The sequence below is a fragment of the uncultured Cocleimonas sp. genome (assembly GCF_947495625.1).
GTDB lineage: Bacteria > Pseudomonadota > Gammaproteobacteria > Thiotrichales > Thiotrichaceae > Cocleimonas.
Map to the genome: position 1 here is coordinate 16,559 of NZ_CANLZW010000013.1, position 25,156 is coordinate 41,714.

General features: G+C 40.1%; 17 protein-coding genes. 10 read left to right on the forward strand and 7 right to left on the reverse strand.

What is annotated here, in order from left to right; translation table 11 throughout:
* Positions 1-16 precede the first annotated feature (16 nt).
* From Q1A31_RS08945 to Q1A31_RS08955, 3 genes are all read left to right on the forward strand, one after another.
* A complete protein-coding gene (locus Q1A31_RS08945) occupies positions 17-691 on the forward strand; it encodes an HAD-IA family hydrolase (protein WP_299875438.1) in 675 nt (224 codons plus the stop codon).
* Positions 692-903: 212 nt separating this feature from the next.
* A complete protein-coding gene (locus tag Q1A31_RS08950; protein WP_299875441.1) occupies positions 904-1,908 on the forward strand; it encodes a hypothetical protein in 1,005 nt (334 codons plus the stop codon).
* 10 nt (positions 1,909-1,918) lie between these two features.
* On the forward strand, positions 1,919-3,676 hold the full coding sequence (locus Q1A31_RS08955) for a hypothetical protein (RefSeq protein WP_299875444.1): 1,758 nt from the start codon (positions 1,919-1,921) through the stop codon (positions 3,674-3,676).
* A 7-nt stretch (positions 3,677-3,683) separates the two neighbouring features.
* Here Q1A31_RS08955 and Q1A31_RS08960 read toward each other — a convergent pair whose 3' ends face one another.
* Both Q1A31_RS08960 and Q1A31_RS08965 read right to left on the reverse strand, forming a co-directional pair.
* Positions 3,684-4,073 carry a VOC family protein gene (locus tag Q1A31_RS08960; RefSeq protein ID WP_299875446.1) on the reverse strand — a complete coding sequence of 130 codons (390 nt, stop codon included), beginning with the start codon at positions 4,071-4,073 and terminating at the stop codon, positions 3,684-3,686.
* Positions 4,074-4,180: 107 nt separating this feature from the next.
* On the reverse strand, positions 4,181-5,227 hold the full coding sequence (locus Q1A31_RS08965; RefSeq protein WP_299875450.1) for a nitronate monooxygenase family protein: 1,047 nt from the start codon (positions 5,225-5,227) through the stop codon (positions 4,181-4,183).
* 1,358 nt (positions 5,228-6,585) lie between these two features.
* On the opposite strand from Q1A31_RS08965, the gene Q1A31_RS08970 reads away from it, so the two are divergent.
* Positions 6,586-7,227 carry a CAP domain-containing protein gene (locus Q1A31_RS08970; protein ID WP_299875453.1) on the forward strand — a complete coding sequence of 214 codons (642 nt, stop codon included), beginning with the start codon at positions 6,586-6,588 and terminating at the stop codon, positions 7,225-7,227.
* 40 nt (positions 7,228-7,267) lie between these two features.
* Here Q1A31_RS08970 and Q1A31_RS08975 read toward each other — a convergent pair whose 3' ends face one another.
* From Q1A31_RS08975 to Q1A31_RS08985, 3 genes are all read right to left on the reverse strand, one after another.
* Positions 7,268-8,038 (reverse strand): sulfite exporter TauE/SafE family protein, encoded by a 771-nt coding sequence (locus tag Q1A31_RS08975; RefSeq protein ID WP_299875455.1) that lies wholly within the window; start codon positions 8,036-8,038, stop codon positions 7,268-7,270.
* A 10-nt stretch (positions 8,039-8,048) separates the two neighbouring features.
* Positions 8,049-8,918, reverse strand: coding sequence for a DMT family transporter (locus tag Q1A31_RS08980; RefSeq protein WP_299875457.1), 870 nt, complete (start codon positions 8,916-8,918; stop codon positions 8,049-8,051).
* A gap of 98 nt (positions 8,919-9,016) precedes the next feature.
* Complete coding sequence (locus Q1A31_RS08985) at positions 9,017-9,874, reverse strand: hypothetical protein (RefSeq protein ID WP_299875460.1); 858 nt, start codon at positions 9,872-9,874, stop codon at positions 9,017-9,019.
* Positions 9,875-9,978: 104 nt separating this feature from the next.
* Here Q1A31_RS08985 and Q1A31_RS08990 point away from each other — a divergent pair, with 104 nt between their 5' ends.
* The gene (locus Q1A31_RS08990; protein WP_299875465.1) at positions 9,979-12,231 is read left to right on the forward strand and encodes a YgiQ family radical SAM protein; all 2,253 of its coding nucleotides are present in this window, start codon (positions 9,979-9,981) and stop codon (positions 12,229-12,231) included.
* A 163-nt stretch (positions 12,232-12,394) separates the two neighbouring features.
* Here the strand turns inward: Q1A31_RS08990 and Q1A31_RS08995 are convergent, their stop codons facing one another.
* Positions 12,395-13,273 (reverse strand): proteasome-type protease, encoded by an 879-nt coding sequence (locus Q1A31_RS08995; protein ID WP_299875468.1) that lies wholly within the window; start codon positions 13,271-13,273, stop codon positions 12,395-12,397.
* A gap of 405 nt (positions 13,274-13,678) precedes the next feature.
* On the opposite strand from Q1A31_RS08995, the gene Q1A31_RS09000 reads away from it, so the two are divergent.
* Genes Q1A31_RS09000 through Q1A31_RS09010 form a run of 3 tightly spaced genes read left to right on the forward strand, consistent with a single transcriptional unit; the run spans position 13,679 to position 19,674 of the window.
* Positions 13,679-15,124 (forward strand): circularly permuted type 2 ATP-grasp protein, encoded by a 1,446-nt coding sequence (locus tag Q1A31_RS09000; RefSeq protein ID WP_299875471.1) that lies wholly within the window; start codon positions 13,679-13,681, stop codon positions 15,122-15,124.
* A gap of 2 nt (positions 15,125-15,126) precedes the next feature.
* Entirely contained in the window at positions 15,127-16,161 is a 1,035-nt protein-coding gene (locus tag Q1A31_RS09005; RefSeq protein ID WP_299875474.1) for an alpha-E domain-containing protein, read from the forward strand.
* 18 nt (positions 16,162-16,179) lie between these two features.
* Positions 16,180-19,674 carry a DUF2126 domain-containing protein gene (locus Q1A31_RS09010; protein ID WP_299875477.1) on the forward strand — a complete coding sequence of 1,165 codons (3,495 nt, stop codon included), beginning with the start codon at positions 16,180-16,182 and terminating at the stop codon, positions 19,672-19,674.
* Between the two features lie 122 nt (positions 19,675-19,796).
* Here Q1A31_RS09010 and Q1A31_RS09015 read toward each other — a convergent pair whose 3' ends face one another.
* Positions 19,797-20,294 (reverse strand): ATP-binding protein, encoded by a 498-nt coding sequence (locus tag Q1A31_RS09015; protein ID WP_299875480.1) that lies wholly within the window; start codon positions 20,292-20,294, stop codon positions 19,797-19,799.
* A gap of 290 nt (positions 20,295-20,584) precedes the next feature.
* Between Q1A31_RS09015 and Q1A31_RS09020 the strand changes: the two genes are divergently transcribed.
* Together Q1A31_RS09020 and Q1A31_RS09025 are read left to right on the forward strand one after the other, a co-directional pair.
* On the forward strand, positions 20,585-23,596 hold the full coding sequence (locus Q1A31_RS09020) for a DUF2339 domain-containing protein (protein WP_299875482.1): 3,012 nt from the start codon (positions 20,585-20,587) through the stop codon (positions 23,594-23,596).
* Positions 23,593-25,008: a DUF3999 family protein gene (locus Q1A31_RS09025; RefSeq protein WP_299875485.1), complete on the forward strand. Its 1,416-nt coding sequence runs from the start codon at positions 23,593-23,595 to the stop codon at positions 25,006-25,008. The genes Q1A31_RS09020 and Q1A31_RS09025 overlap by 4 nt, the downstream gene beginning before the upstream one ends.
* Positions 25,009-25,156: the final 148 nt, after the last annotated feature.

Here is a 25,156-nt window from a genome sequence, read left to right on the forward strand (position 1 = left end):
ATGATTCGTGAATTAGATGGCTAAATTAGACAACAGTTCAAAAATATCCAGTGTGCTATTCGATTTAGATGGTACGCTATTGGATACCGCTCCAGACATGACAAATGCCCTAAACCTTCTTTTAGCAGAAGAGGATAAAGCACCTCTAACTACTGCGTTTTGTAGAGATTTCGTATCGCATGGATCGGTTGCGATGGTCACTCTAGGTTTTGGAGAACAACAAAATCCAGATGAATTCGAACGTCGTCGTCTCCGTTTCCTGCATTTATACGAGAGAAACCTGTGTTTGGATACAAAACTTTTCGAAGGTATGGATGAAGTGTTGCTTTTTCTGGAAGAAAACTACATTCGGTGGGGCATTGTGACCAATAAACCGGCTTTTTTAACGAATCCCTTATTAGAACAGTTAAAACTATCGCAAAGAGCTTGTAGCATCATTTCAGGTGACTCGATTCCAGAAAGAAAACCTGATCCTGCGCCCCTTTATTTAGCTGCCAGTCAATGCGGGAGCCTAGCTACTGAATGTATCTATGTTGGTGATGCAGAGCGTGATATTGAAGCGGGCAATCGTGCAAATATGCAAACACTTATCGCTAGCTATGGTTATATTGATGACTCTCAAACCCCTGTTAATTGGGGGGCAAATGGCGTGATTGAGTATCCTGATGAAATTTTACCCTGGCTTAACTAATAAATTTTCTACGTTTACTTATATTTATTCAATTTGAGTGCGACTTTGATTTAAGCCTTTATTTTATTGAAAGTTAAGCATTAATTGTTTTTTTGTTTGACTGTAATTATGTGATTTCCCTAAAATAGTAATGACTAATATTTGAGCAAATTGTCACAGCGTGTCATTATAGCCGTCAGTCAAATGCTTTGATCCCGGGGGAAGGGCAAACAATGAATATTGGTAAAAGCAGTGCCAAGAGCACTTTAATTCAAGTTGTTGTTTTTTTAATCGCCTTTGCGTTATTAATTCTCTATAAAAAAGACACTATTGTAGGCATGTACGCGTCGGGCGAGATCAGTAAAACCGGCATGATTATCAATGGCATTATTTTTGCCTTGTTTTTTGTTGGTATGCTAAGAATAGTTTTAGTACTTTTTCGCTATATCAATGAACAAAGAGTTCTTTTTCAACTCACCGAATATTTAAAAGAAAATGCTCAAGATCCAACAGCAAGACTACAGCAAAATTCTTTGGCTGTTAGCCGTTATAAAGCAGTTCGCTGGTTAGCGAGGCAGGGTTCTCCAATCAATCAAGAAGCACTGGCATCGAGTTCTAATGCACATGAAAATTCCCGTTTAACCTTAATCCGCTTTGTCCACAGCACGTTAATTCTTGCCGGTGTATTCGGTACTGTTGTTTCTTTATCGATGGCACTTATTGGTGCGGCAGGTTTACTTAATTCTCCTGAAGGTGTTAAGGAAATGGGCGCTATTATCAGCGGAATGTCATCAGCGCTTAGCTCTACCATTACAGCGATAGTGTGCTTCTTTGTGTTTGCTTATTTTTATCTTCGATTAAACGATGCGCGTATTCAGCTGTTAACTCAGATTGAAGATATGACCAGTATGTATCTGATTCCAAGTGTTTCTCATACGGAAGAGGGCATGATTCACAAAGTTGCAGAATTAACCAATGCGCTAAATCAAGCCGCAGAAAAATTGTTAATGGTCGAAGACAGATTTATTCTGGCAGGAGATCGTTTACAACAAGCGGTTAATGAATTACATGGACAAGTAAAAAGCTCGAGTCTTGATGATATTAAAGATCTGATTCGAAAAGGTTTTCATTTGTCTGAGCCTGAATATGATTCTGAAAAGCTTACGGATCAAAATAAGCCTGCCATTGAGTTGGCACAAAAATCTGATAGTGATATTAAAGTCGCAGACCTTAAATAGGGAGACTTAGATGAACTACGGTTACCCAGGGTCGAATACCCATTTAGAAAATCATAATGTAAATGAAGAGAGTTTCTGGCCTTCATTTACCGATATTATGATGGTCATTGTGATGGTGTTTCTACTGGTCACAGTCGCCGTTATTCTCAATAACTGGACGCTAATTTCTGAATTAAAGACCAGTATTAATGCGCAACATATTGCATCGGATTTGGCTGAAAATCGCCAAGAAAAAAATCAGACACTTGCAGCAAGACTTTCTAATTTAGAAAAACAGTTGGTAACTCTAAACCAGAAATATGAAGTTGAAAAAGCCAGTCTTGCAGATACCAAAGAAAAGCTCAGTAGTACCACTCAGAATTTAACGGCTAAATCTACTTTACTCACCTCGATTGAGGAGCAGCTAAAATCACTAAATACTAAATACGAAACTGAAAAAGCTAATTTACTGAGTACTAATGAGAAGCTTACAGATACTGATAAGCGCTTGCTAAACACCAACCAACAACTATCCACTACGAAACAACAGTTAAGCGAGAAGACTGCTGAAATAACGGCTTTAAATGAAAAGCTTTCTGCATTAACCGCTAAAAATGAAGCGACTGTAAGTACACTGACTGACACACAAACTAATCTAAAAAATACACAAACTTCTTTAAAAGAAGTACAAACAAAACTATTAACAAGTGAAAATGTTAACAAAGAAAATGAGTCGTTAATCGCAACGTTAAAGACAGATTTAGATGGTGTAAAAAGTGAGAAACTTGCTCTTTCAAAAGATAATGCCAGTTTAAAAACTAACCTTGCTCAGAATGAAGTACTAATCCAAGAAAATACTGCACAGATTCAAGAAAAAACTGCATCAATAACCGCTTTGAAAGCAGACTTATCTAATTCTAAACAAGAAAATCTAAAGCTTACTGAGGTCACTGCGACTCAAAAAGAAAAAATCACTGTCGCTTTAAATCAAGAAAAAGTATTGAATGAAAAATTGCTTACAAGTGAAAAAGCGTTAAAAGTTTTAGAGCAGTCGAAACAATCGAACTTAGCTGAAATCAAGCAGCTTAAAGATTCAGCCTCTTCCAGCGTGGCAATGCTGCAATCCTTACAAAGTAATCGTAATAGTCTTGATGATAAATATAATTCATTAGCCTCTAATCTGGAAAGTACCAATGAGGCTTTAGAGAAAGAACGAGCTACTTCTAAAAATCTACAGCAGCAATTAGTGGCTCTTCAAAATCGCCTTGAAAAAACACAAACAGATAAAGAAAAACAAGGAACAGTCGAGCAAACGCTAACACAGCAACTGGACGAGAAAGCGAAAGAATTAGCTAAACTAACAGCAAGCATCGAAGAATCACAAAAGCAGCTTAAAGTAAAAGAAGAGCAAATCGCTTCACTTAAACAAGATCAAGAAGCAGGGAACAGCCAACTAAGAAGCTTGCAGGGTGAGTACGATACTCTGGACAGTAAGTATCAGAAATTACTACGTCCAGCGCGTTCATCAAAAGGTAAATACATTGCCAGCGTTACTTATAAGAAGAGAGGCGGAAAAACGATTATTCGATTTAAATCCGATCCGAGTGGTAGTTATAAGACAGTATCTTCTAAAGAGTTAGCCAGCGGCTTAGAAGCATTAAAAAAGAAGCACAAAGAGAATCTTTACATCAAAGTTGTGATTCCTGAGAATAGTGGGTTGTCATACAACGAAGCCTGGAAGTTTACGAGTAACTTACAGAGAAAATACGACTATTACTTCCAGAACTAACTAATCATTATGTGTCTGACCAAACTGCGTATTCATTACCGTTTGGGTCAGTAAAGTGAAAACGTCTTCCGCCGGGAAAAGAGAAAATAGCTTCGGTAATCTCGCCATTTGAGGTTTCAATTTTTTGCTGAGTGCTTTCTAAATCATTGCTGAAAAACACTACTAATGCACTTCCGTTTTTAGTTGATACGCTTAGATCAGATTTGTAAAACCCGCCATCAATTCCCGCGTTATGTATCGCCGTGTATTCCGGACCGAAATCCTCAAATGTCCAGGCAAATACTTGGCTGAAGAAAGCTTTGGCTTTTTCGATATCCTTGGCGGGTAATTCAATATAATTTATTTTTTCGTGATTGCTATCACTTCCATTTTTATTGTTAGTAATGTTATCAGGCATCTTGAATCTCATTGCTTAGAGGTTAATGACACTTATTAGTATAGACTTAATCAGTGCACCTAAATATCACGAACAGAAAAATACACCCCCCTACTTATAGCCTGTTTTTAAATTCCTCTAACGCCTAAAGCTAATTGCTTTGTCAATTCTGTGGCTGAGATTTCTTTACACCCGCTGGTATTTTGGCCGCTCCATAAGGGGGAAAAATCTGATGAGCCTTCAGCTTCTGCTTTGCTTCTCAAAGCTGAAATAGCTGTCAATGCTAATGGAAACTCTGGTGTTTGAGTGCTTATCGGTCCTAGTTCGGAAATTACCCGGTTAATTATTCCTCTAGCTGGTCTGCCAGAAAATACATTAGTGATAGCTGTTTGGTGTGCGGTATCACTTTTAAGAGCCGTTCGATATAGTGGAGTAACATTCGCTTCATTGCAAAGTAGATATGCCGTACCAATTTGGACCGCTGATGCACCAAGTTCTAAAGCAGAGGCAACACCGTGTTCATCTGCAATGCCTCCAGCTGCTATCACGGGAACATTTACTCGTCTAACAATTTGAGGCAGCAATGCGAATGTTCCCATTTGGGTGTTCAAATCTTTTGATAAGAACATACCTCTATGTCCTCCTGCTTCTAGCCCTTGAGCGATAATACCGTCCGCCCCATTGGCTTCTAACCATAATGCTTCTTCAATTGTCGTGGCAGAGCTAATGATTTTTGTGCCCCAACCATTTACTCGTTGTAAAAGATCTTTTGCAGGTAAGCCGAAATGGAAGCTAATTATCGTGGGTTTAAAGTCTTCCAGAATATCAGCTATATTGTGGCTAAATGGTTCGCGACTTGGGCCGTCTGGAATGTCATTAGGGTCAATGCCAAATTCATTAAAGAAGGGTTGAAGTGCTTTGCGCCAATTATTTTCGGCATCTATATTAGGTGTCGGTGGAGTGTGGCAGAAAAAGTTGATATTAATCGGATTATTAGTTTGGGATTTAAGGATTTCTAATTCCTTCTTTAATGCTTCATGACTCAGCATTGCACAGGGAAGTGAGCCTAAAGCACCAGCGGCTGAGACAGCCAATGCGAGTGTACTATCTTGAACTCCTGCCATGGGTGCCTGGATGATAGGGTGTTCAACCTCTAAAAATTCGTGCTTATCCATATATGCTCCTTTTGTAATTTGCTTTAACCCAAATTATCTCAGTAAATGAAACGTTGATTACTTTCGTTAAGGAAAGCATAGATTGATTTGTGAACTTAAGGGCTGGAATTTTATTAATCCATTGTATGAAATACGCTAGTGGGCATCATAATTACTTTTAAAAAAGTGGATATTGCAGCATTACTTTCTGATTTTTTTGGGGGGAACTAGTTATGACTTTTATTCGTAAAATAAATTGAAAAAATTATTGATATTCGCAGTTTTTTTTGGATTTTATTTTGTTAATTTTCCTTAATCTAAGCTTAACAATGACTTAGCGTTTTTTGAAAATATGAACATCGATTTCCGTTTTATGCACAATTTAAAAAGCAAGCATTAATTCGGTCATAAAAGTGTAACATTCACGCTTTTTCTATTTTAATCTATTAATATGTATCTCTAAGATGTTGATATAATAGTAAAATAGTGATCTGGTTAAAAATTGATCAATTAGTAAGGGAACTAAATAGAGTAAGGCTTTTAGGATCAATTCATAGGGATATGCACAGAGTTATCCACAGGTTTTGTGGACAAGTTGATATAAAAAAATAGTCAAGTTTTTTAATCGAGGAAGTGGGTTTTTATTTTTTAAATTTAATGAACCTTAGGGCTAATAAAAGGATAAATAAATTTACTTATTCATTCGTTTATTCATCCATTAGAAAAAGTGCCCGAAAGATGAGGGGGCAAAACGGATACAAATCATTAAATTGTTCTTTGTAAAAAAATACGGTAAGGATAATCAATCCTTCAATGGTTCTAGTGTTGATTTGTCGAATGGCTTTTAATCCGAGAAGATTGAGAATTTTTGGGAGTATCGAGTAAAAGCTAAAGTGCTAATGGCATCGTTGGGGTGCTTTGTTCAAATCAGAAAATATACTGGAGAAATGAATGTTTTGTTCCTGTTATTGATAGCAGAACAAGACACTTTATTTAAAGAGACACATTATTCTGATTTGACTTCTAAATATTATTCTCATAATAAAGCTGAACTATCTAATTATACAAAATGTTCGATATTACTTTTTTATCATAAGCTTGTCTGAACTAATGAGAGGTAGTTTTAGGAGCTTTAGATGAGATCGGGAGGCATGATTGAGATGCCTTTTAGGAGTTTTAGTAGTGATTTAGTTTTGATCTAAAATATTCAATAGGAAAAGTCCAAAAATAGAATGGAATTTAACTCTTTGAATAATAATAAGTTTTTTCTTAAAAAGAATAACAAAAATGATAGAAAAATAAAAATAAGGATTTAAAGTGAACCACCACAAAAATTAATTGTTTAAAGGCTATCTATAATTAAGTAAGTATTTAACAGCATGAGTAAAAAACATTTAATTTTGTCTATAGTCCTTTTATCTTTCTTTGGTTGCAACTCTAGTAGTGTTACAACTGAATCGAATAGCGTGACAACTGAAGAACAATTAGAAACTAGTTTCGTATCAACAAATGTATCTGCAGCAGAGAGTTCTTTGTCCGACTATGCGGAGTCTGAAGAAATAATAACTGAGCAACCAGATATTCAGCAATGTAACTTAACTTCTGAAATCAATGAAATTGCTATTAACACTATTAATTTAATTAGGGCAGAAGGGCGAAACTGTGGTTCTACTTTCTATGAAGCTTCAGATCCAATTGTTTGGAGTAATTTATTATCAACGGCTGCTCAATCACATTCTAATGATATGGCAGAGTTCGATTTCTTTAGTCACACAGGGTCAAATGGAAGTACATTAGGAGATCGTGTTAGTGATGCAGGATATGTATGGCAAGCTGTAGGGGAGAATATTTCTGCTGGTAGAAGTTCTTTGCAGGATACTATTAATGGATGGTTAGACAGTCCTGGACATTGCGCAAATATCATGAAATCTTCTTATATGGAGATGGCTGTAGCTTGCACTGAGAGTACAACAGCTACATATGGCGTGTATTGGACCCAGGTTTTTGCTACACAGAGATAAACTTTAAATTAATTAAAAGCTAATTTATGATATGAGATACCTATCTTAAAAAAAACACCGCAGACATAATCCAACCAATGGTAATAATAAAACCTCGCATAATATTCTGAGGGATACGATAGGCAAGTGCAGCACCCACATAACCACCAACAATAGCAGCTAACCCCATAATGACTAAAAATTTGTATTCAATAACGCCGCCAGAGGCATACACAAGGACAGCGATAGCGGTTAATAGCGCGGATACGTAATTCTTGATGCCATTCATGCCCAGAAGATTTGTTTGCCCTAAGAGCGCTAATGCAGCGAGCAAGATTATGCCAAGCCCGCCATTAAAATAACCGCCATAAGCGCAAACGAAGAACATCACTAAAAAAGCAGTTACTTTGCTTTTGTTATGGTTAGTTTGTTTTGCTAGAGTGTCATTATCGGTTTCTTGTTTCTTTGGTAGTAAACGCGGCCCAATAATAAATAACAGCGTGGCAATAAGAATCAGCCAGGGTATTAAAGACGAAAATACCTGTTCGCTGGTAAACAATAAGATCGTGGCACCCAGAGAGCCACCGAGAATAGAAATGGTAGAAAGCGTTTTAAAGCTTAAGTTGGCAGGAAACTTAATATCTTTTCTAAAGCGCCATGCGCTAGCGATATAACCGGGAAGCAGAGCGGCAGTGCCTGTTGCATTAGCCATGACGGGTGGTACGCCTACAAATATTAGGGCAGGCAGTGTAATGAAACTACCTCCACCTGCGACGGCATTTAACATTCCGCCGAGGAAACCTGCTGCGATAATTAAAATGTATTCTAACAATTTAGATAACTCACTTGTTTGTTTTGGCTTTTAAAGGCCTGCCCATCATAAGCGCAAAAACGACGAGGCCTCCTCCCACAAAGGTCAACCAACTTAACTGTTCATCGAAGAAAAGCCAACCTTGTAAAACGGTAATGGGAGGTACTAAATAAAAATAACTCGCAACCTTGGTAGCTTCGCCATTCTGGATCATATACATCAAGAGTAAAACAGCGGCAAATGAAAGTACGATAACTAGCCATGCCAGTGTTGCGATAAAAGTCAGGTTCCACTCAACTTCTCCCGTTTCTATGGTGAAAGAGAGAATGAGATAGAGTATTAAGGAGGCGGCGTATTGATACATCGAACCTCTAATTAATCCTACATTTTGTGCATATTTTTTCTGTATTAAAGTACCGGCGCAGATACTTATTAATGCCACAGTTAATAGGGCAATACCCTTTGCGCTGATGACACCCTCCCACTTTGAGGCACCATAGATAACGATAGCTACTCCGAGGAAGCCCAGGAATAAACTCAACCATTCGCGCTTGGTAATGATGGTGTGCAAAAAAATGCCGGAGAATATCGCAATAAGAATAGGGTTTAAACTAACGTATAAAGAGGTGAGTCCGGTTGGCATTCCTACAGAAATAGCGGCAAACACACCGCCAAGATAAAAGCCGTGAATCAGCAATCCAACAAGTCCTTGTATTGCAGCATCTTTGCCACTAATACCTGGACGTTTCATAATGAGAACCACAAGGAAAAATAGTGGAACCACAATAATCATACGCCACATCAACATGGTAAAGGGTTCTGCGTAAGGCAGGCCGAACTTTGCGCCGATAAAACCGGTGGACCAAAGCAGTACAAATATTATTGGGATGAAGCGAGTCATCGGAGGAGTATAGTCGTAAAGATTAAAAACAGAATAGACAGATTGTTTTTAAAATTTGAATACAGTGTATTTTCTTAGTGCTTATAGAAAGTGTGAGACTAGTCGATTAGCTTCCACTCTTTTGTTTTATGATTATAAAAACCAGATTGCTCGTAGGCTTTTTCAATTAGACCTTCTTTGTTCATTAGTTTAATGCCCTTGTTTAAGGCCTTAAACAATGCTTCGCCGTTTCTTGATTTTTTAGAAATGATAAATACCCGTTTACCGGGAAGACTGGTTTTCACATTGGGGAGAGGCACCAATATTTCTCCAAATGCGATCAAACTCATATCCTTGCTAGCCTGAAAAGGGGCTAGAACCATATCTGCATGTTTATTTTTCAGTTTATTTACCATAGCTTCCCAGGTATTCGAGAACATACAGTCAGCATTAAGATGTTCTAGTAATTGGTTGTCTTTTTTCCAGTGTCGATTGCAACTAAACTTATAGTTACTGATACCTTCTTTGTCTTTGATTTTAATCTGGCTAACACGGTCTGGCGTGGTATAAAAACCTGCATAAAATTTATGCTCAGGTATGACTGGCTCAGTAATATAAAACAGATCTTTATAGTTTTCATAATCTTCGATGTCATCTAGCCATACTGAGTTGGCAAATGCAGCAATTGTTCCGTGTTTTATTTCGAGGATGACTCGTGAATATGAAATATCTAAAGCTTCAATATTTATGGTCTTGTCATACCCGCCTTTTTTAAGTGCTTGTTGCCAGATAATAGTTTCAACCACATCTCTGTTCGTATGTGAGCCAGAGTAGTCTGTAATGTTTAGCGCTGATCGCTTGTTTAGGAAATGGGTATAAGAATTGTAGACATCATTTGGAACAACCGCATAATCACCATAAGCAGCGCTTACAGAAAGTGTGAGCAGGAGTGAAATTAGAAAACCAGGTATGTTCATTTGTAATATATTTTGTAAGTTTACGCAGGTTTCCCTGCCTCAAAATTAATCAGAGTTAATAGGTTTATACCTAGTTGTGATGATAGCGTATAATTGCACACACTATGGAAATTACAGCCCCTAAATTATTCTCGTACAGGAAGTTCTGGCCTCACAAGTTCGGAGCGGCCCCTGTATTGCCGATGTCACGTGATGAGATGGATGATCTCGGATGGGATTCCTGCGACATTATTATTGTTACAGGTGATGCTTATGTCGATCACCCTAGCTTTGGTATGGCTATTATCGGCCGATTGCTCGAATCTCAAGGCTTTCGTGTTGGGATAATTTCTCAACCAGATTGGCGTTCAGCTGATGATTTCTGCAAATTAGGAAAGCCGAATCTTTTCTACGGTATTGCCGCAGGAAATATGGATTCGATGGTGAATCATTACACTGCGGATCGAAAGCCACGTTCTGATGATGCTTATACTGCTGGCGCAAAAGCGGGTAAACGCCCAAATCGTGCAACCGTTGTTTATGCACAGCGTGCACGAGAAGCTTACAAAGGTGTGCCGGTAATTATTGGTGGTATCGAAGCGAGCTTACGTCGAATCGCACAGTACGATTACTGGACAGAAAAAGTAAGACGTTCAATCTTGCCAGATTCAAAAGCGGATATGTTGCTTTTCGGCAATGCGGAAAGAGCAATCGTTGAGGTCGCACATCGTTTAGCGGCAGGCGAAAAGATTGGTGAAATTACCGATATCCGTGGCACAGGTTTTATGCGTCAGGGAGTACCCGAAGGCTGGACGGTGATCGATTCTACAGACCTCGATGAAGTCGGTTCTATCGAACACCCTGATTCAAATCCATACGTTGATACGACACAAACAGCAGATTGCGATAAGAATAGCCAGCAAGCGATAGATGATGAAACAGAGGCCAAGCTGAATAGTGCGGCTGCTCAAGTGATTCATTTTCATGAGCGACCTAAAAAACTAGATCGAACTACTACCGTGATACGTTTACCGTCTCACAATCAAGTGGTAGATAGTAAAATATTATATGCGCATGCTTCTCGTGTATTTCACTTGGAAACTAATCCGGGTAATGCGCGTTCATTAGTGCAAATGCATGGCAAGCGTGATGTCTGGTTAAATCCACCTCCACAGCCTTTGAGTGCTGAAGAATTCGACGGTTTGTTTGAATTTCCGTATACGCGTAGACCGCATCCGAGCTATGGGGATTTAAAAATTCCGGCTTACGATATGATTCGTTTTTCAGTGAATATCATGCGTGGCTGTTTTGGTGGTTGTACTTTCTGTTCAATTACAGAGCATGAAGGGCGTATTATCCAAAGTCGTTCGGAAGATTCGGTGATTAAGGAAATCGAAGCAATTCGAGATAACGTACCTGGATTTACGGGGAATATCTCCGACCTTGGTGGTCCAACTGCAAACATGTATCGACTTTCATGTAAGAGCAACAAGATTGAAGAGTCTTGTCGCCGCTTATCTTGTGTTTACCCAGGAATTTGCGAAAACCTGAATACAGACCACAAGCCGCTGACAAAGTTATATCGTCGTGCGCGTAAAATTGAAGGTGTAAAACGTATCTTTATCGCGTCGGGTTTGCGTTATGATCTAGCTGTGACTGACCCGGAATACGTCAAAGAACTGGTTACTCATCATGTAGGCGGACGTTTAAAGATAGCGCCAGAACATACTGAAAAAAGCACTCTTTCTAAAATGATGAAGCCAGGGATTGGTAGCTATTACAAATTTAAAGAGTTGTTTGAAAAGTATTCGAAAGAAGCGGGTAAAGAACAATACTTAATTCCATACTTTATCTCATCGCATCCCGGTACGACGGATGAAGATATGCTTAACCTAGCGCTATGGCTTAAAGAGAATAACTTCAAGCCTGATCAGGTGCAGGGCTTTATTCCTACGCCAATGGCACTTGCTTCGGCTATGTACCACAGTGAAATCAATCCATTGAAAAAAGTGGGTGAAGCTTCCGAGCATATTGATTCGGCACGCGATGCTAAATCACGTCGTTTGCACAAAGCATTTTTACGCTATCATGATCCAGATAATTGGCAAATGATACGTGCAGCATTGAAACGTATGGGTCGTACTGAATTAATCGGAAATACCAAAGAACATCTGATTCCAGAATTTAATGCCCGATTAGAAAAGCGTGGAAACCAAGCTAATAACGCCAATAAAAACAAAGGCAATGATTTTCATCATCGTATCAAAACAAAATCTAATGAGCAGAGTAAGGGTAAACCGCGAGCTAAAGCTAAAACAGGTTTTGCAAAGGCCAAGCCTGTTAAAAACGCTAGAAAAAAACGCAGTGTAAAACGTTGATTCAATATCTCAAAAAAGCGCCTAGCTCTGCATAAGTTCCTTTAGTCATTTCTATCAGCAAAATGAGCCGAAGCGAAAGCGAGACAAAAGCATTGTTGTTTAATGCTTAATCGCAGGGAAGGCGTAGTCGTATAAAAATCACTCTAAAGTAGGGGGGTGACTTTTATTTTAATTCAGTCTGCGGTTGAGTTTGAGAATCTAACTGAGTTTGACTCTGACTCTGTGACTGATGATCTTGTGACTGAGTCTGCATCTGTGATTGCATCTGAGACTGTAACTTTGCTTTAGACATAGTTACCGCTTGTCCATCATCTGGAAAATCAGGCAACTCGGGAAGTTTTAAAAATGCCTCCAGTAACTTTTCAGCCCAGCTTGAGCTCAATAGTTGCAGATAAGGGTCAGTTGCCTCAAAAATTTTGTATTTACCCGGTTGCAAAGAGTTAATGTGATAGCTTTCAATTTCAATGGGTGGTCCAACTGTAGAGTTGCTTCGCATCGTTGAATCCATTGATACCATAGCTGCACGTACGGCATCACGCTCAGAGGTTTTATCCGTGATGACTCTGTCTAATAACGGCTTACCGTATTTGATTTCACCTATTTGCAGAAACGGTGTGGTTTCCGGGCAGGTAATATGATTACCTTGAGGGTAGATCATATAAATATTTGCAGGCTCTGAGCCAATCTGGCCACCAAGGATAAATGTTGACTCGGCATTGAATCCCGCTCTCATGCCCAGATTAGCATTTTTATTCTGCGCTTCTAGACTTATTCTGCCAATATAGTCAGCGGCTGAGGAGATATATTTAAAATTTAGAAGGTTGTCTGCCGCAGACTCTTTCATATCTCGTTCAATCGTTTCAACCACAGCCTGAGTGGTTGCTAAATTTCCTGCACTAACGAGTATAAATTGACGTTCACCCGGAACCCCCCATTTAAACATTTTGCTATAAGTGGAGACGTGATCAGGACCAGCGTTGGTTCTGGAGTCAGAAGCGAAAACCAAACGATTGTTGGTTTTAATGGCAATACAATAAGTCATACTAAATGTGTTTTAACCTTGTTAGAACGAAAAATAATTTGAACGTTCAGAGAAATACTAGAATTGTTATTCTTGGAATATGTGTAATTGTAGTGTCAAAAAAAGTTCAACGAATGAAATTACACGACCGCACAGTATACGCCTGTTACATAACTTTGACACTGCTATTTAGACTATTTCTTTTGATAAGTTCCTTTAATTAAACTCATGTTAAATTAAAATAAACTATGGCATATCTTTTGCACTATATATAAAGAAACAAGGTATAACTATAAAAGTATAAATATATAAGAGGCTAATGAAAAACGCTTTGATTATTATCAATCTCAATCAGTCAAGAATAACTCTCTATTACTAACTACGTTAATAATTAGAGCAATAATAAAATCAATTAAAAGGTATTTTATGGAATGGAATGATTACAATTCCGGGGTGTTCTTTGATGAGGTCATGGAAACGAACTCTCAACCCCGCGCTGTCGCAAAAGAACTGTATAAATATTTAAAATCTCTTGATAACAAAGAAGTGATGGCTCGAAAGCAAGCTTCAGAGCGTTGTATCAAGGAGATGGGAGTATCTTTTACCATCTATTCAGAAGGGAGCAATATCGACCGGGATTGGCCATTTGATATTATCCCTAGGCCTATACCTGCATCCGAATGGCGTATGGTCGAGAAAGGATTGAAACAACGTATACAAGCACTCAATATGTTTATAAATGACGTTTACAATGACCAAAAAATACTAAAAGACAAATTAGTACCTAGGCATCTTATTGAAGGTTCAACAAATTATCTTCCTGCATGCCAAGGAATAACGCCCCCTCATGGTGCATGGGCAAATATTTCAGGCACCGATTTGGTGCGTGATGGTGGTGGTATCTTGAGAGTCCTTGAGGATAATCTACGTGTACCTTCAGGTGTTTCTTACATGATAGAAAACAGGGAAGTTACTAAGCGAATATTCCCCGAGGTTTTTGATACACAAAGTATATCTCCGATTTCTGATTATCCTATTCGATTGCATGAAATGCTGGCATCACTTTCACCGCGTGATAAAGATTGCCCAGTGATTGTGGTGTTGACCCCGGGTATATTTAATTCTGCCTATTATGAGCATTCATTTCTGGCTCAAGGAATGGGTGCAGAATTAGTTGAAGGTGCAGATTTGTTCGTTGATAAAGATGATTGCGTCTATATGCGTACGATCAACGGTCCTGAGCGTGTTGATGTTATTTATCGTCGAGTTGATGATGTGTTTATCGATCCTGAAGTATTTAATAAAGGTTCAATGCTGGGTGTGCCCGGAATTATGCGAGCCTGGAAAAAAGGCAATGTCGCTATAGCAAATGCACCCGGTAGTGGTGTTGCAGATGATAAAGCGGTTTACGCTTATGTTCCAAAAATGATTAAGTATTACCTCGATGAAGATGCCATTCTCCCTAATGTAGACACTTATCTCTGTTATGAAGAAGATGATTTTGCCTATGTACATGAACATCTGGATGAACTGGTCATTAAACCGGTTAATGAATCAGGTGGATATGGCATCCTCTTAGGCCCAAAAGCTTCTAAAGAAGAAGTTGAAGAATTCCGTGATCTTATTACTAAAAACCCTAGAAACTACGTGGCACAACCGATGTTAGATTTATCAACTGCACCTGTTATTACCGATCAGGGCATTTCGCCGAGACATCTGGATTTACGTCCATTTGTATTACAAGGTGAAAATTGTTGGGTAACGAAAGGTGGTCTAACACGCGTTGCAATGGTAGAGGGATCGCTTGTTGTGAATTCGTCACAAGGTGGTGGTAGTAAAGATACCTGGATTGTCGAACAGGAGGATGAATAAATATGTTATCTAGAAGTGCAGAACGTGTTTACTGGTTAGGTCGTTATATCGAAAGAACGGAAGATACCGCAAGAATGCTCAAAGCTTTCTCGCAAGTAATGATGGATATTCCTAAAACGCATAAACTCAGTTGGAATACCTTATTACAAATCCTTTCGGCGGAATATGAGTTCAATAAACTTTATGATGAAGCGACTGAAAAGAATGTGATTACATTTCTGTTGGCAGATGTCGAAAATCCCAATTCCATTCGTTCATCTATTAAGGCAGCGCGCGAGAATGCGCGAACATCCAAAGAAGCCATTCCAATATCTGCCTGGGAAATGCTTAATGATTTAAATCTGTTTGTTAAAGAATCAGCAAATGATTCAACGAATAGGAGGAATCGATATAAGTTTTTATCGGAAATCATTTCAAAATGCTTACAATTCAATGGCATGATACAAAACTCTTTGAGTCGAAATCAGGCCTACGACTTTTTGCAGGTTGGAATTATGCTCGAACGAGCTGATATGACCTCTAGAATGTTGGATGTTGCTGCGGGTATTTTATTACGTCGCAATGCTTCAGAAGTCGGTACATTTGACATGCTGATCTGGCATGAAATCCTCAAAGCGCAAAATGGCATACAGATGTACCGCAGTCTGAATGGTCCCAAGATTGATCCAACAAAAGTACTTCACTTTCTCTTATGTAGAGATGATTTTCCGCGTTCAATCAAGTTTTGTCTGACAGAAATTGAAGTATATGCCTCTCAATTACCAGACAATGATGAGGTTTTTGAAGGATGGGATTTACTGTTAGAACAGGTGAATAGTTTCGATGAAACAAAGGATGTCTCCCCAGAATTTTTGCATCGTTATTTCGACGATATTCAAAAAGGAATTATACAAATTCATAACGGGATATGTCATACATGGTTCCCTAAAATAGCTGAAATAGTTATAGAACCAGAAGAAGAAAAAACAGATGAAGAGAATGATGGGTCGCCGATGCAAGTCGATGAAGATCTTTCTCAAAAACAAACACAAGCCTGAATCAGGAAAATATAAAATATGACAATAGATGTAGCTTTAACCCATAAAACGTCGTACACGTATGATCGCGCGGTCAATCTTTCCCCGCATGTAATACGTTTAAGGCCAGCTCCACATTCACGTACCCCGATCAAATCTTATTCTTTGCGAATTGAGCCAGAAGATCATTATATCAACTGGATGCAGGACCCTTTTGGAAATTATGAGGCGCGACTGGTTTTTCCCAATAAGACCACCAAGTTTTCTTTCGAAGTAGACTTGGTCGCGGAATTGACAGTCATCAACCCATTCGACTTTTTTGTTGAAGAGTATGCTGAAAATTACCCCTTTGAATATAAGTCTGAATTAAAAAATGAGCTGTCACCCTATTTACAAGTTTCTCAAAATGGTGAAAAACTTAAAGAATGGCTGAAAGATGTAGATACATCAGAGGTACGCGTACAGGATTTCCTCGTACAGTTGAATCAGCGCTTAGAAAAAGAGATTGGCTATAACATACGCATGGAGCCAGGTGTTCAGACCTGCGAAGAAACGCTCGAAACAGCAACCGGTTCTTGTCGTGATAGTGCATGGTTACTCGTACAAATTTTGCGCCACCTTGGACTAGCAAGCCGTTTTGTATCGGGTTACTTAGTACAATTAACCTCAGACGAGAAATCTTTAGATGGACCGTCAGGCCCAGAAGAAGACTTCACCGATTTGCATGCATGGTGTGAAGTATTTATCCCAGGTGCTGGCTGGATTGGTCTTGACCCAACATCAGGTTTATTCGCCAGTGAAGGCCACATTCCACTGGCATGTACTGCTGATCCTGGAAGTGCTGCACCGGTAACAGGTGGCATGGATGAATGTGAAGTTGTCGACTTTAATTTTAGTAATGTTGTAACACGTGTAAGAGAAGATCCACGAGTAACCAAGCCCTATACAGAAAAACAATGGCAAGCGATCAACGCTCTGGGTCAGAAGGTTGATGAAGTACTCATCGCTGAAGATGTACGTCTTACCATGGGAGGAGAACCAACATTTGTTTCTATCGATGATATGGAAGCACCACAATGGAACACCGAAGCACTTGGAGAGCATAAACGCATTCTGGCAGGTCAATTACTATTAAACCTCAAGGATCGTTTTTCTACAGGCAGTTTGCTACATTATGGTCAAGGTAAATGGTATCCAGGGGAAGAGATTCCACGCTGGGCGCTAGGTACTTACTGGCGTAATGATGGCAAGGCGATCTGGAAAAACCCTGATCTAATTGCCAAAGATTATGAGGATTACAAGCAGACGCCGGAAAATGCTAAAGAGTTTTCGCGAATTTTAACCAAACATCTCGGGCTGTCTGATAAATACATTATTCCGGCGTTTGAGGATCAATTATATTTCCTCTGGAAAGAGGGTACGATCCCGATAAATCTCGACTCACAAAAAGCGAGTTTGAAAGACTCCTTAGAACGTCAGGCAATTGCAAAAGTGCTGATGCAAGGTTTGGACAGTGAAGTGGGATATGTGCTTCCGATTAGCTGGGATTACAATGAACTTAAGTGGCACAGTGCACCTTGGCAGTTTAGAAATGATCGACTGCAATTAATACCGGGAGACTCACCCATGGGTCTTAGATTGCCGCTTGATTCATTACCATGGCAAGCCGAAGATGAACGCGAAATCCAGACAGATCGCGACACTATGGAAGAGCTAGGCGAGCTAGATGATTATTATGGTGAAGTTGTCGATCGTTATGAAAATTCGGATGATGATGAAAATGAATCTAATAAAGGCATTCTTGAAAGCTACTTTGGCTGGTTGAAGCGTAAATCGAAAAAGAGACAGCAACCAACTGCCGACATGAAGCTGGAAAAAGACTCAGGTAAAGAAACCAGCAGTAAGAAAAAAGGTAAAAAAGAAAAGAAGAATACCGAAAAGTTTATTGTTGATGTTCCGCATACCGCGCTTTCTATCGAAGCAAGAGATGGCTATTTGCATGTGTTTATGCCGCCATTAAGTTACCTGGAACATTATCTCGAATTGATTAGTGCCATAGAGCTGACAGCGGAAAAGTTGAAAACACCGGTGCGTATTGAAGGCTACCCGCCACCACGTGATCATCGTGTTACTTCATTCCAGATTACGCCTGATCCGGGCGTTATCGAAGTTAATATACACCCATCGAACAACTGGGCAGATCTGGTTAAACACACTGAAATTCTCTATGAAGAAGCGCGTATTTGTCGCTTGGGAACAGAGAAATTCATGCAGGATGGCAGACACACCGGAACCGGTGGTGGTAACCACGTAACACTGGGTGCTGCGCAACCTACGGATAGTCCGTTTTTAAGACGTCCTGAGTTATTGCAGAGTTTTGTCACTTATTGGCAGCATCATCCCGCTTTGTCTTACTTATTCTCGGGTTTATTTATTGGTCCGACAAGTCAGGCGCCGCGTGTCGATGAAGGTCGTGATGAAAAACTCTATGAGTTAGATATCGCATTCTCTCAAATGCCTAACGGTGAAACTGATCAGCCATGGTTAGTGGATCGTTTATTGCGTCATTTATTGACCGATATTACGGGTAATACGCATCGCTCAGAGTTTTGTATCGATAAGCTATTTTCACCAGATTCGGCGACAGGTCGTCAGGGTATTCTTGAGTTCCGTGGTTTTGAAATGCCACCACATCCTCATATGAGTTTGATGCAAGCCTTGTTGATTAGAACGTTACTTGCGTGGTTCTGGAAGAATCCTTACAAGAAAACCTTAGTACGTTGGGGAACAGAGCTACATGACCGCTTTATGCTTGGGCACTACGTTGCTGCAGACATGAAGGAAATTATCCGAGATCTTAATGATGCCGGTTATGAGTTTAAGTTTGAATGGCTTGCGCCATTTATTGAATTTAGATTCCCTCGTTATGGAACCTTGCAGTTAGATGATAAGCAAGTCGTGTTACATGGAGCGATTGAGCCGTGGCATGTGTTGGGTGAAGAATCCGGTAGTCAAGGAACAGCTCGTTATGTTGACTCTTCAGTAGAGCGTGTTCAAATAACCGTCAGTGGCTTTACCGACTCGCGATACATCATTGTATGTAATGGCCATCGTGTACCATTAAAAAGTACCGGCACTCATGGTGAAGCTGTCGCGGGCATACGCTATAGAGCCTGGAATCCACCATCGGCATTACATCCAACGATTGGCATTCATGCGCCATTGGTTATCGATGTCGTGGACACCTGGAATGATCGCTCAATAGGTGGTTGTACTTACCATGTGGCACATCCTGGCGGATTAAACCCTGAGAACTCACCGATTAATGCGGTAGAAGCTGAATCACGTAGAGTCAGTCGTTTCTGGGACTTTGGTCATACACCTGCGAGCGCTCCGGTAGTTGCTCCACCATTACTGGGTGGTAAGCAGAGCTTTGTCACACATCAGAAGAGTAGTTCTGATTTCAGTGAGTTGTCTGAAGAAATGACAGCTGAATATCCGTATACTTTAGATTTAAGATGCTATAAATCGTAGTGATTTTGTGATTACAGGACTAAGCTTATAATGATTGATTGTTATAAGTTTAGTTCTTGTTTTCAAGTTATATAAAAAAGTGCCCATAAGTAGGGGGGTGACTTAGCAATTAAAACAATCAGCTATGTATTATCCACAATACATCCATTCTTAAGTTCGTCTTCATCAGGAATCTCAAATCGTGGTTCCATAAAATCAAACATCATCTCAGTGACTTCAAAAGCATACACGTCGGGGTCTTTCTCCGCGTTGCGTTTCTCCACACGTTTCCTCCGAATATCTGTCGGCGCATCTAAATAATGCACTTCGGCATCTATGCCTAACTTAGCTGCTCGTTGAGAAAACAAATTTCTTTGTGCCTTAGTGGTAAATCCTAGATCTAAAATAACATTTCCATCTATCGCCAGAATTTGCTCACTGACTTTCCATATTTGCTCGTAACAGCGGTTTACTCTTTCAATCATCCAGGAATAATCCAACTCTGTCATATCGTCTGCGAATAGCGTTTGCATCCATGGGTCTATGGAGAATCTGATAGCTTTAGCATCTTTAGCAAGTGCTACGGAATAAGTGGTTTTACCAACGCCTGTAGGACCACAGACTAGAATTAATCGTGCCATTTTTTCTCCCTGATCATGATCGATAGTTTGTTATAGCAGGATAGCGCTTCATCTACCAAAATAAGTGCTGAAAGTAGGGGGGTGGGTTGTGATTAGTTAAGCGTCACAACAGCTTAAGCCTGATACAATTCACCGCAGACAGTATCGCTAAATTTTCTGATTTGCAGATTTTTAGGAAATGGGATGTTCTGATGGAACTTAAGGGATAGTATTTTGATACTATTTCGGCATTGCTGTCTTGGGTTGATTATAAAAAGTATTATACAAAAAAATACAAATGGGTAGTTTTCATGAAGTTTCTTTTCGCTGGAATATTTCTGGTTGTTTCTGTGTTGTTATCTTTCTCATTGGGAAGCAGAGAGTGGCAATTAGCATTTATTGGGCTTGCAACCATCGTCGGTTTTTTGCTGGGTCAGGTATTAGGCTTATCTAAGGAATTAGAGTCCTTGCGCGATGCGCTCGCTAAAGACTGGGAACAAAGACAGGCTGAGGCTCGAGCAAATCAAGCTGTAGCAAAGTTTTCCAATGCTAACAAATCGGAAGTGGAAGACGAACAAAGCATCAGTCAGCCATCTTCGCAGACTAATACATTTAGCGAAAGTGGTGATGATCAACAGCAAGAATATCTCGATACGATTTCGCAAGCAGCTAATAACGTTGCACCTGCTGATGAAGCAAACCTTGAAACAGGTCTTCATGCAAATACAATAAATCAACAAGCAGTTCCAGTGTCTATTGACCAGGTCGCTTCAACGCCTTACGTCCCTCCTGTTACAGAAGCGCCTGACGCTATTGAATCAACGAATACTTCGCGCGAAGACAATATTCTGGAAAAAGTCGGGGATAAAATTAAAGAATACTTTATGGGTGGAAACCTATTCGTTCGCATTGGTATCATTATTCTATTCTTTGGTGTTTCCTTCCTACTCAAATACGTGTCTGATCGAGGCTTTTTCCCGATCGAATACCGTTTGATTGGCGTCGTCGTTGGGGCGATGTTCTTACTCGGTCTAGGGTGGCGATTACGTTACAAAAATGAAACCTACGCCTTATTGTTGCAAGGTGCAGGTATTGGTATCTTATATCTGGATATCTTCGCTGCCTTTAGTATGTTCAAGCTCATTGAGCCAACATTAGCCTTCGGCTTATTGTTTGTCGTCAGCATGTTAAGTGCGGCATTAGCCGTATTGCAAGACTCAAAATCACTCGCTGTTTTGGGCTTTAGTGGTGGTTTTCTCGCCCCGGTTTTAGCCTCAAGCGGGTCAAATAATCATGTGTATTTATTCAGTTACTATGCTGTTCTCAATATCGCGATTGTGGCGATAGCGTGGTTTAAAGCATGGCGCCCACTGAATCTATTAGGTTTCGCGTTCACCTTTATCATCGGCACCGTTTGGGGTGTATTGCGATATGACGATAGCAAGTTCGCAACCACCGAACCGTTCCTGATTATTTTCTTCCTATTCTACGTATTAATTGCTGTTTTATTTGCATTACGTCAGCCACCAAAGCTACGTGGTTATGTTGATGGGACCTTATTATTCGGCGTGCCGCTAGCTGCATCAGCGCTTCAGTATTCTCTAGTTAAAGACTTTGAATACGGCGTGTCGATTTCATCATTTGCGATGGGTTTATTCTATATCGTACTTTCATGGTTTGTATGGAAGCGCAAAGGTGATGGCTTAAAACTGTTATCCGAAGCTTTCCTCGCATTAGGTGCGATCTTCGCTTCCATGGCGATTCCATTTGCTTTAGCTCCAACGCAAACAGCGGCAGCCTGGGCATTAGAAGGTGCTGGATTACTCTGGTTAGGTTCTCGCCAAGATCGTATTTCTGTAAGAGCTTTCGGTTTAATCTTACAGGTGGGTGCAGGTGCCATTTTCCTCGCTCGATTCAGCCATATCGCCGACTTAAAACCTTTTGTTAATGGTCACTTTATCAGCAGTATGATGATGGCTGTTGCGGGCATAATTTCAGCCAGATTACTCTTTAAAGAATTCGAAGGTCGCAGAGTGTGGGAAAAAGGTATCAGCCCCTTCGCACTAGGCTGGGGTTTGATCTGGTTGTTCGGCGGCATTAGTTTCCAGCTCTTCACTTATTACGACCTGAAATGGATGGCGAGTAATTTACTCATTCTAAGCGCGATTGTGAGTATCGGTTTCACCCTTGCCGCGACTCGATTAAAACCAGAATGGAAACACGCCTGGTATGTAGCCAGTGGTTTATTTGTATTAGTGATACTGCTTGGGCTTTCTCAGGTCGGGGCAACCGGTTCTCAAAGCACTTACCATCCGTCACAATGGAATGGTTGGATAGCATGGCCGATTGTCTTTGCAGCATTCTATTTCCATTTATATCAGCTACAAAAGCACGCTGTGTTCCAGAAAATACAACCGATATTCCACAGTTTATTACTGATTCTACTGGTGACATTAATTACGCTTGAAGGCACATGGTGGTTGAATAAACACTTGTCCAGTTCTTCAGCCTGGTTGAATATCTGGTATGTGATACCAGCAACACTGGCGCTCTGGATGATTATCAAAGCAAAGTTTTGGCCATTCAGTACGCACCAACTCACTTATCGACAGCAGACTGGTTTTGCGTTCGCTGCCTATTTAGCGCTGTGGTCATTGATGGCACTGGTATCGAAAGGGCAATCAGAACCATTGCCGTGGATTCCATTATTGAACCCTACGGATATCATGGTGGTGATCGTTTTCATCAGCTTGTTCAAATGGTGGCGTGCTAGTGGCATAGGGAACGTTGCCAGCGACATCGGTGACACTGCATCGATTGGCAATCACAATCCTGACAGAACGTTATTCAATCAGCGTGCGCTAATGATTGGTTTTGCCTCATTAGTATTCTTATGGCTCAACTTCACTTTATTTAGAGTGGCACATCACTGGTTCGGCATTGCATACGATCCTGATGTCCTATTCTATTCAAACTGGGTACAAACCGCTGTTTCTATTTTATGGGCTTTGTCGGGTGTCATACTCACCTTGTATTCAAGCAAAAAACAGATTCGCCCATTGTGGGTTGCAGGTGCGGTGATACTGGGACTGGTGGTATTGAAATTGTTTGTGATTGATCTGGCTGCATTAGGCAGCTTAGGTAGAGTAGTCTCATTCCTCGTAGTGGGTGTATTGCTAACCAGCATTGGCTATTTTGCGCCATTGCCCGATAAAAATGGAACTGGTAAGCAAGTACAAGAACTAAACGAAGACAGTGTCAGCGAAGAGAAAACTAGCGAAGAGAAAACCAGTGAAGAAAGTGCGATTGAGGATCAAAAATGAGGATGAAAGCAAAGCATCAATTACTTAAGGTATACGGAGTATGTGCAATAACGGCGGTACTGCATTTATCGCTAAACGCAGCGCCATTTACCCTCGAAGACTTTGCGCATTCGGCAGAATTAACCAATGCCACAACCTCATTAAGAGAGGTTGATTTACCGCTGATAGTCTATGAAAAAATGCAACGAAAAGATTATGGTGATATTCGTGTTTTCAGCGCAGATGGTCAACTGGTTCCCTATCAGCTGAGCCGGATTGAAAGGGTTAATTCGCAACAACAAAAGCCTTTGGTGTTTTATCCTTTTACCAAAGAGCAAGCGGCGGATACTGGCAATATAAAAGTAATCATCGAGCAGAATAAAAACACCACTCAACAAAATGGACAACAGAGTATAAAAATCGCCCAAAAGTGGGGGGGTGACCCTGATAATCATCAGGACGATAAAGAATACCAGTACATTATAGAAAACCCTGAAAACAAGTCTGCAGCGCATAAATTGAATATGTGCGGGCTAAAACTCGATTGGGTACAAGAAAAGCCGAGCATGGTGCTACCGCTAAAACTAGAGAGTAGTAATAACTTGCAGAACTGGTCGACCCTAAGCCGAAAGCAGACGGTATCTAAACTCAATTACGCAGGCTCTAAGCTGATACAGGACCAGATTGGCTTTTCCTGTACATCACAAAAATACCTGCGACTCACCTGGTTGAATCCAAATTCTCAAGCTCATATTCAAAAAATTGAAGGCATTTACAACAGCACTGGCAAGCAACAAGCCCAATGGAAAAGCCTTGGAAAACCACGTTATGACAAAGACGGAAATTGGCTTTTTGAAAGCGATGTAGTTGCTGCTATCACGCAAATGGAATTTGTCGCACCTCAAGACGGATTACTCTACAAGGGTAAATTGTATTCACGAAATCATGACAATGATGAGTGGCGATTTTCGCATAACATCAGCCAATATCGCTTAAATATTGGGGATACTCAATTACAAAGCAGTGCCTTTTCAATTAACCCTAATAAAAACCGTTACTGGAAGGTAACACTAGATTCAGAAGGGCAGTTTACCGATGAACAACTCCCTGAAATCAAAGCGGCATGGTCACCAAGAAAACTGCTATTTTTAGCACAGGGAAAAGAGCCGTTTAAAATTGCCTTCAGTAATCCAAACATAAAACCCTCGCAGCAAAACGACCTGAATAACTTGATAACAACCATCCGGGATTCAGGCTCTATGGTGGATAATGTCAAACTTGGCGAAATAGAAAACAGTGGAAAAGTCTTCTCTCCAGATACCAACTGGAAACTGATTATATTCTGGGTAATGCTAATTCTAGGAACACTACTGATGGCTTATATGGCATTTAAATTGTATAGGCAGATGGGTGAAGAGAAGGAAGTGAAATAATGGAAAAATCCCTAGTTCTGCTAAATTCCATTTACGTTTTTAAATCACAAAACCGTAATGTCATTCAAAGTAGGGGGAGGGCTTTTCTTTTCTCTGCATATAAGGATAACCACGCACGAGTAATAGTGTTAATAGAATAGCAAAATAT

Excerpts from the sequence above, each read along its gene's own strand:
- Q1A31_RS08945 (WP_299875438.1), top strand. The coding sequence starts at position 17 with ATGGCTAAATTAGACAACAGTTCAAAAATATCCAGTGTGCTATTCGAT.
- Q1A31_RS08950 (WP_299875441.1), top strand. The coding sequence starts at position 904 with ATGAATATTGGTAAAAGCAGTGCCAAGAGCACTTTAATTCAAGTTGTT.
- Q1A31_RS08955 (WP_299875444.1), top strand. The coding sequence starts at position 1,919 with ATGAACTACGGTTACCCAGGGTCGAATACCCATTTAGAAAATCATAAT.
- Q1A31_RS08960 (WP_299875446.1), bottom strand. The coding sequence starts at position 4,073 with ATGCCTGATAACATTACTAACAATAAAAATGGAAGTGATAGCAATCAC.
- Q1A31_RS08965 (WP_299875450.1), bottom strand. The coding sequence starts at position 5,227 with ATGGATAAGCACGAATTTTTAGAGGTTGAACACCCTATCATCCAGGCA.
- Q1A31_RS08970 (WP_299875453.1), top strand. The coding sequence starts at position 6,586 with ATGAGTAAAAAACATTTAATTTTGTCTATAGTCCTTTTATCTTTCTTT.
- Q1A31_RS08980 (WP_299875457.1), bottom strand. The coding sequence starts at position 8,918 with ATGACTCGCTTCATCCCAATAATATTTGTACTGCTTTGGTCCACCGGT.
- Q1A31_RS08985 (WP_299875460.1), bottom strand. The coding sequence starts at position 9,874 with ATGAACATACCTGGTTTTCTAATTTCACTCCTGCTCACACTTTCTGTA.
- Q1A31_RS08990 (WP_299875465.1), top strand. The coding sequence starts at position 9,979 with ATGGAAATTACAGCCCCTAAATTATTCTCGTACAGGAAGTTCTGGCCT.
- Q1A31_RS08995 (WP_299875468.1), bottom strand. The coding sequence starts at position 13,273 with ATGACTTATTGTATTGCCATTAAAACCAACAATCGTTTGGTTTTCGCT.
- Q1A31_RS09000 (WP_299875471.1), top strand. The coding sequence starts at position 13,679 with ATGGAATGGAATGATTACAATTCCGGGGTGTTCTTTGATGAGGTCATG.
- Q1A31_RS09005 (WP_299875474.1), top strand. The coding sequence starts at position 15,127 with ATGTTATCTAGAAGTGCAGAACGTGTTTACTGGTTAGGTCGTTATATC.
- Q1A31_RS09010 (WP_299875477.1), top strand. The coding sequence starts at position 16,180 with ATGACAATAGATGTAGCTTTAACCCATAAAACGTCGTACACGTATGAT.
- Q1A31_RS09015 (WP_299875480.1), bottom strand. The coding sequence starts at position 20,294 with ATGGCACGATTAATTCTAGTCTGTGGTCCTACAGGCGTTGGTAAAACC.
- Q1A31_RS09020 (WP_299875482.1), top strand. The coding sequence starts at position 20,585 with ATGAAGTTTCTTTTCGCTGGAATATTTCTGGTTGTTTCTGTGTTGTTA.
- Q1A31_RS09025 (WP_299875485.1), top strand. The coding sequence starts at position 23,593 with ATGAGGATGAAAGCAAAGCATCAATTACTTAAGGTATACGGAGTATGT.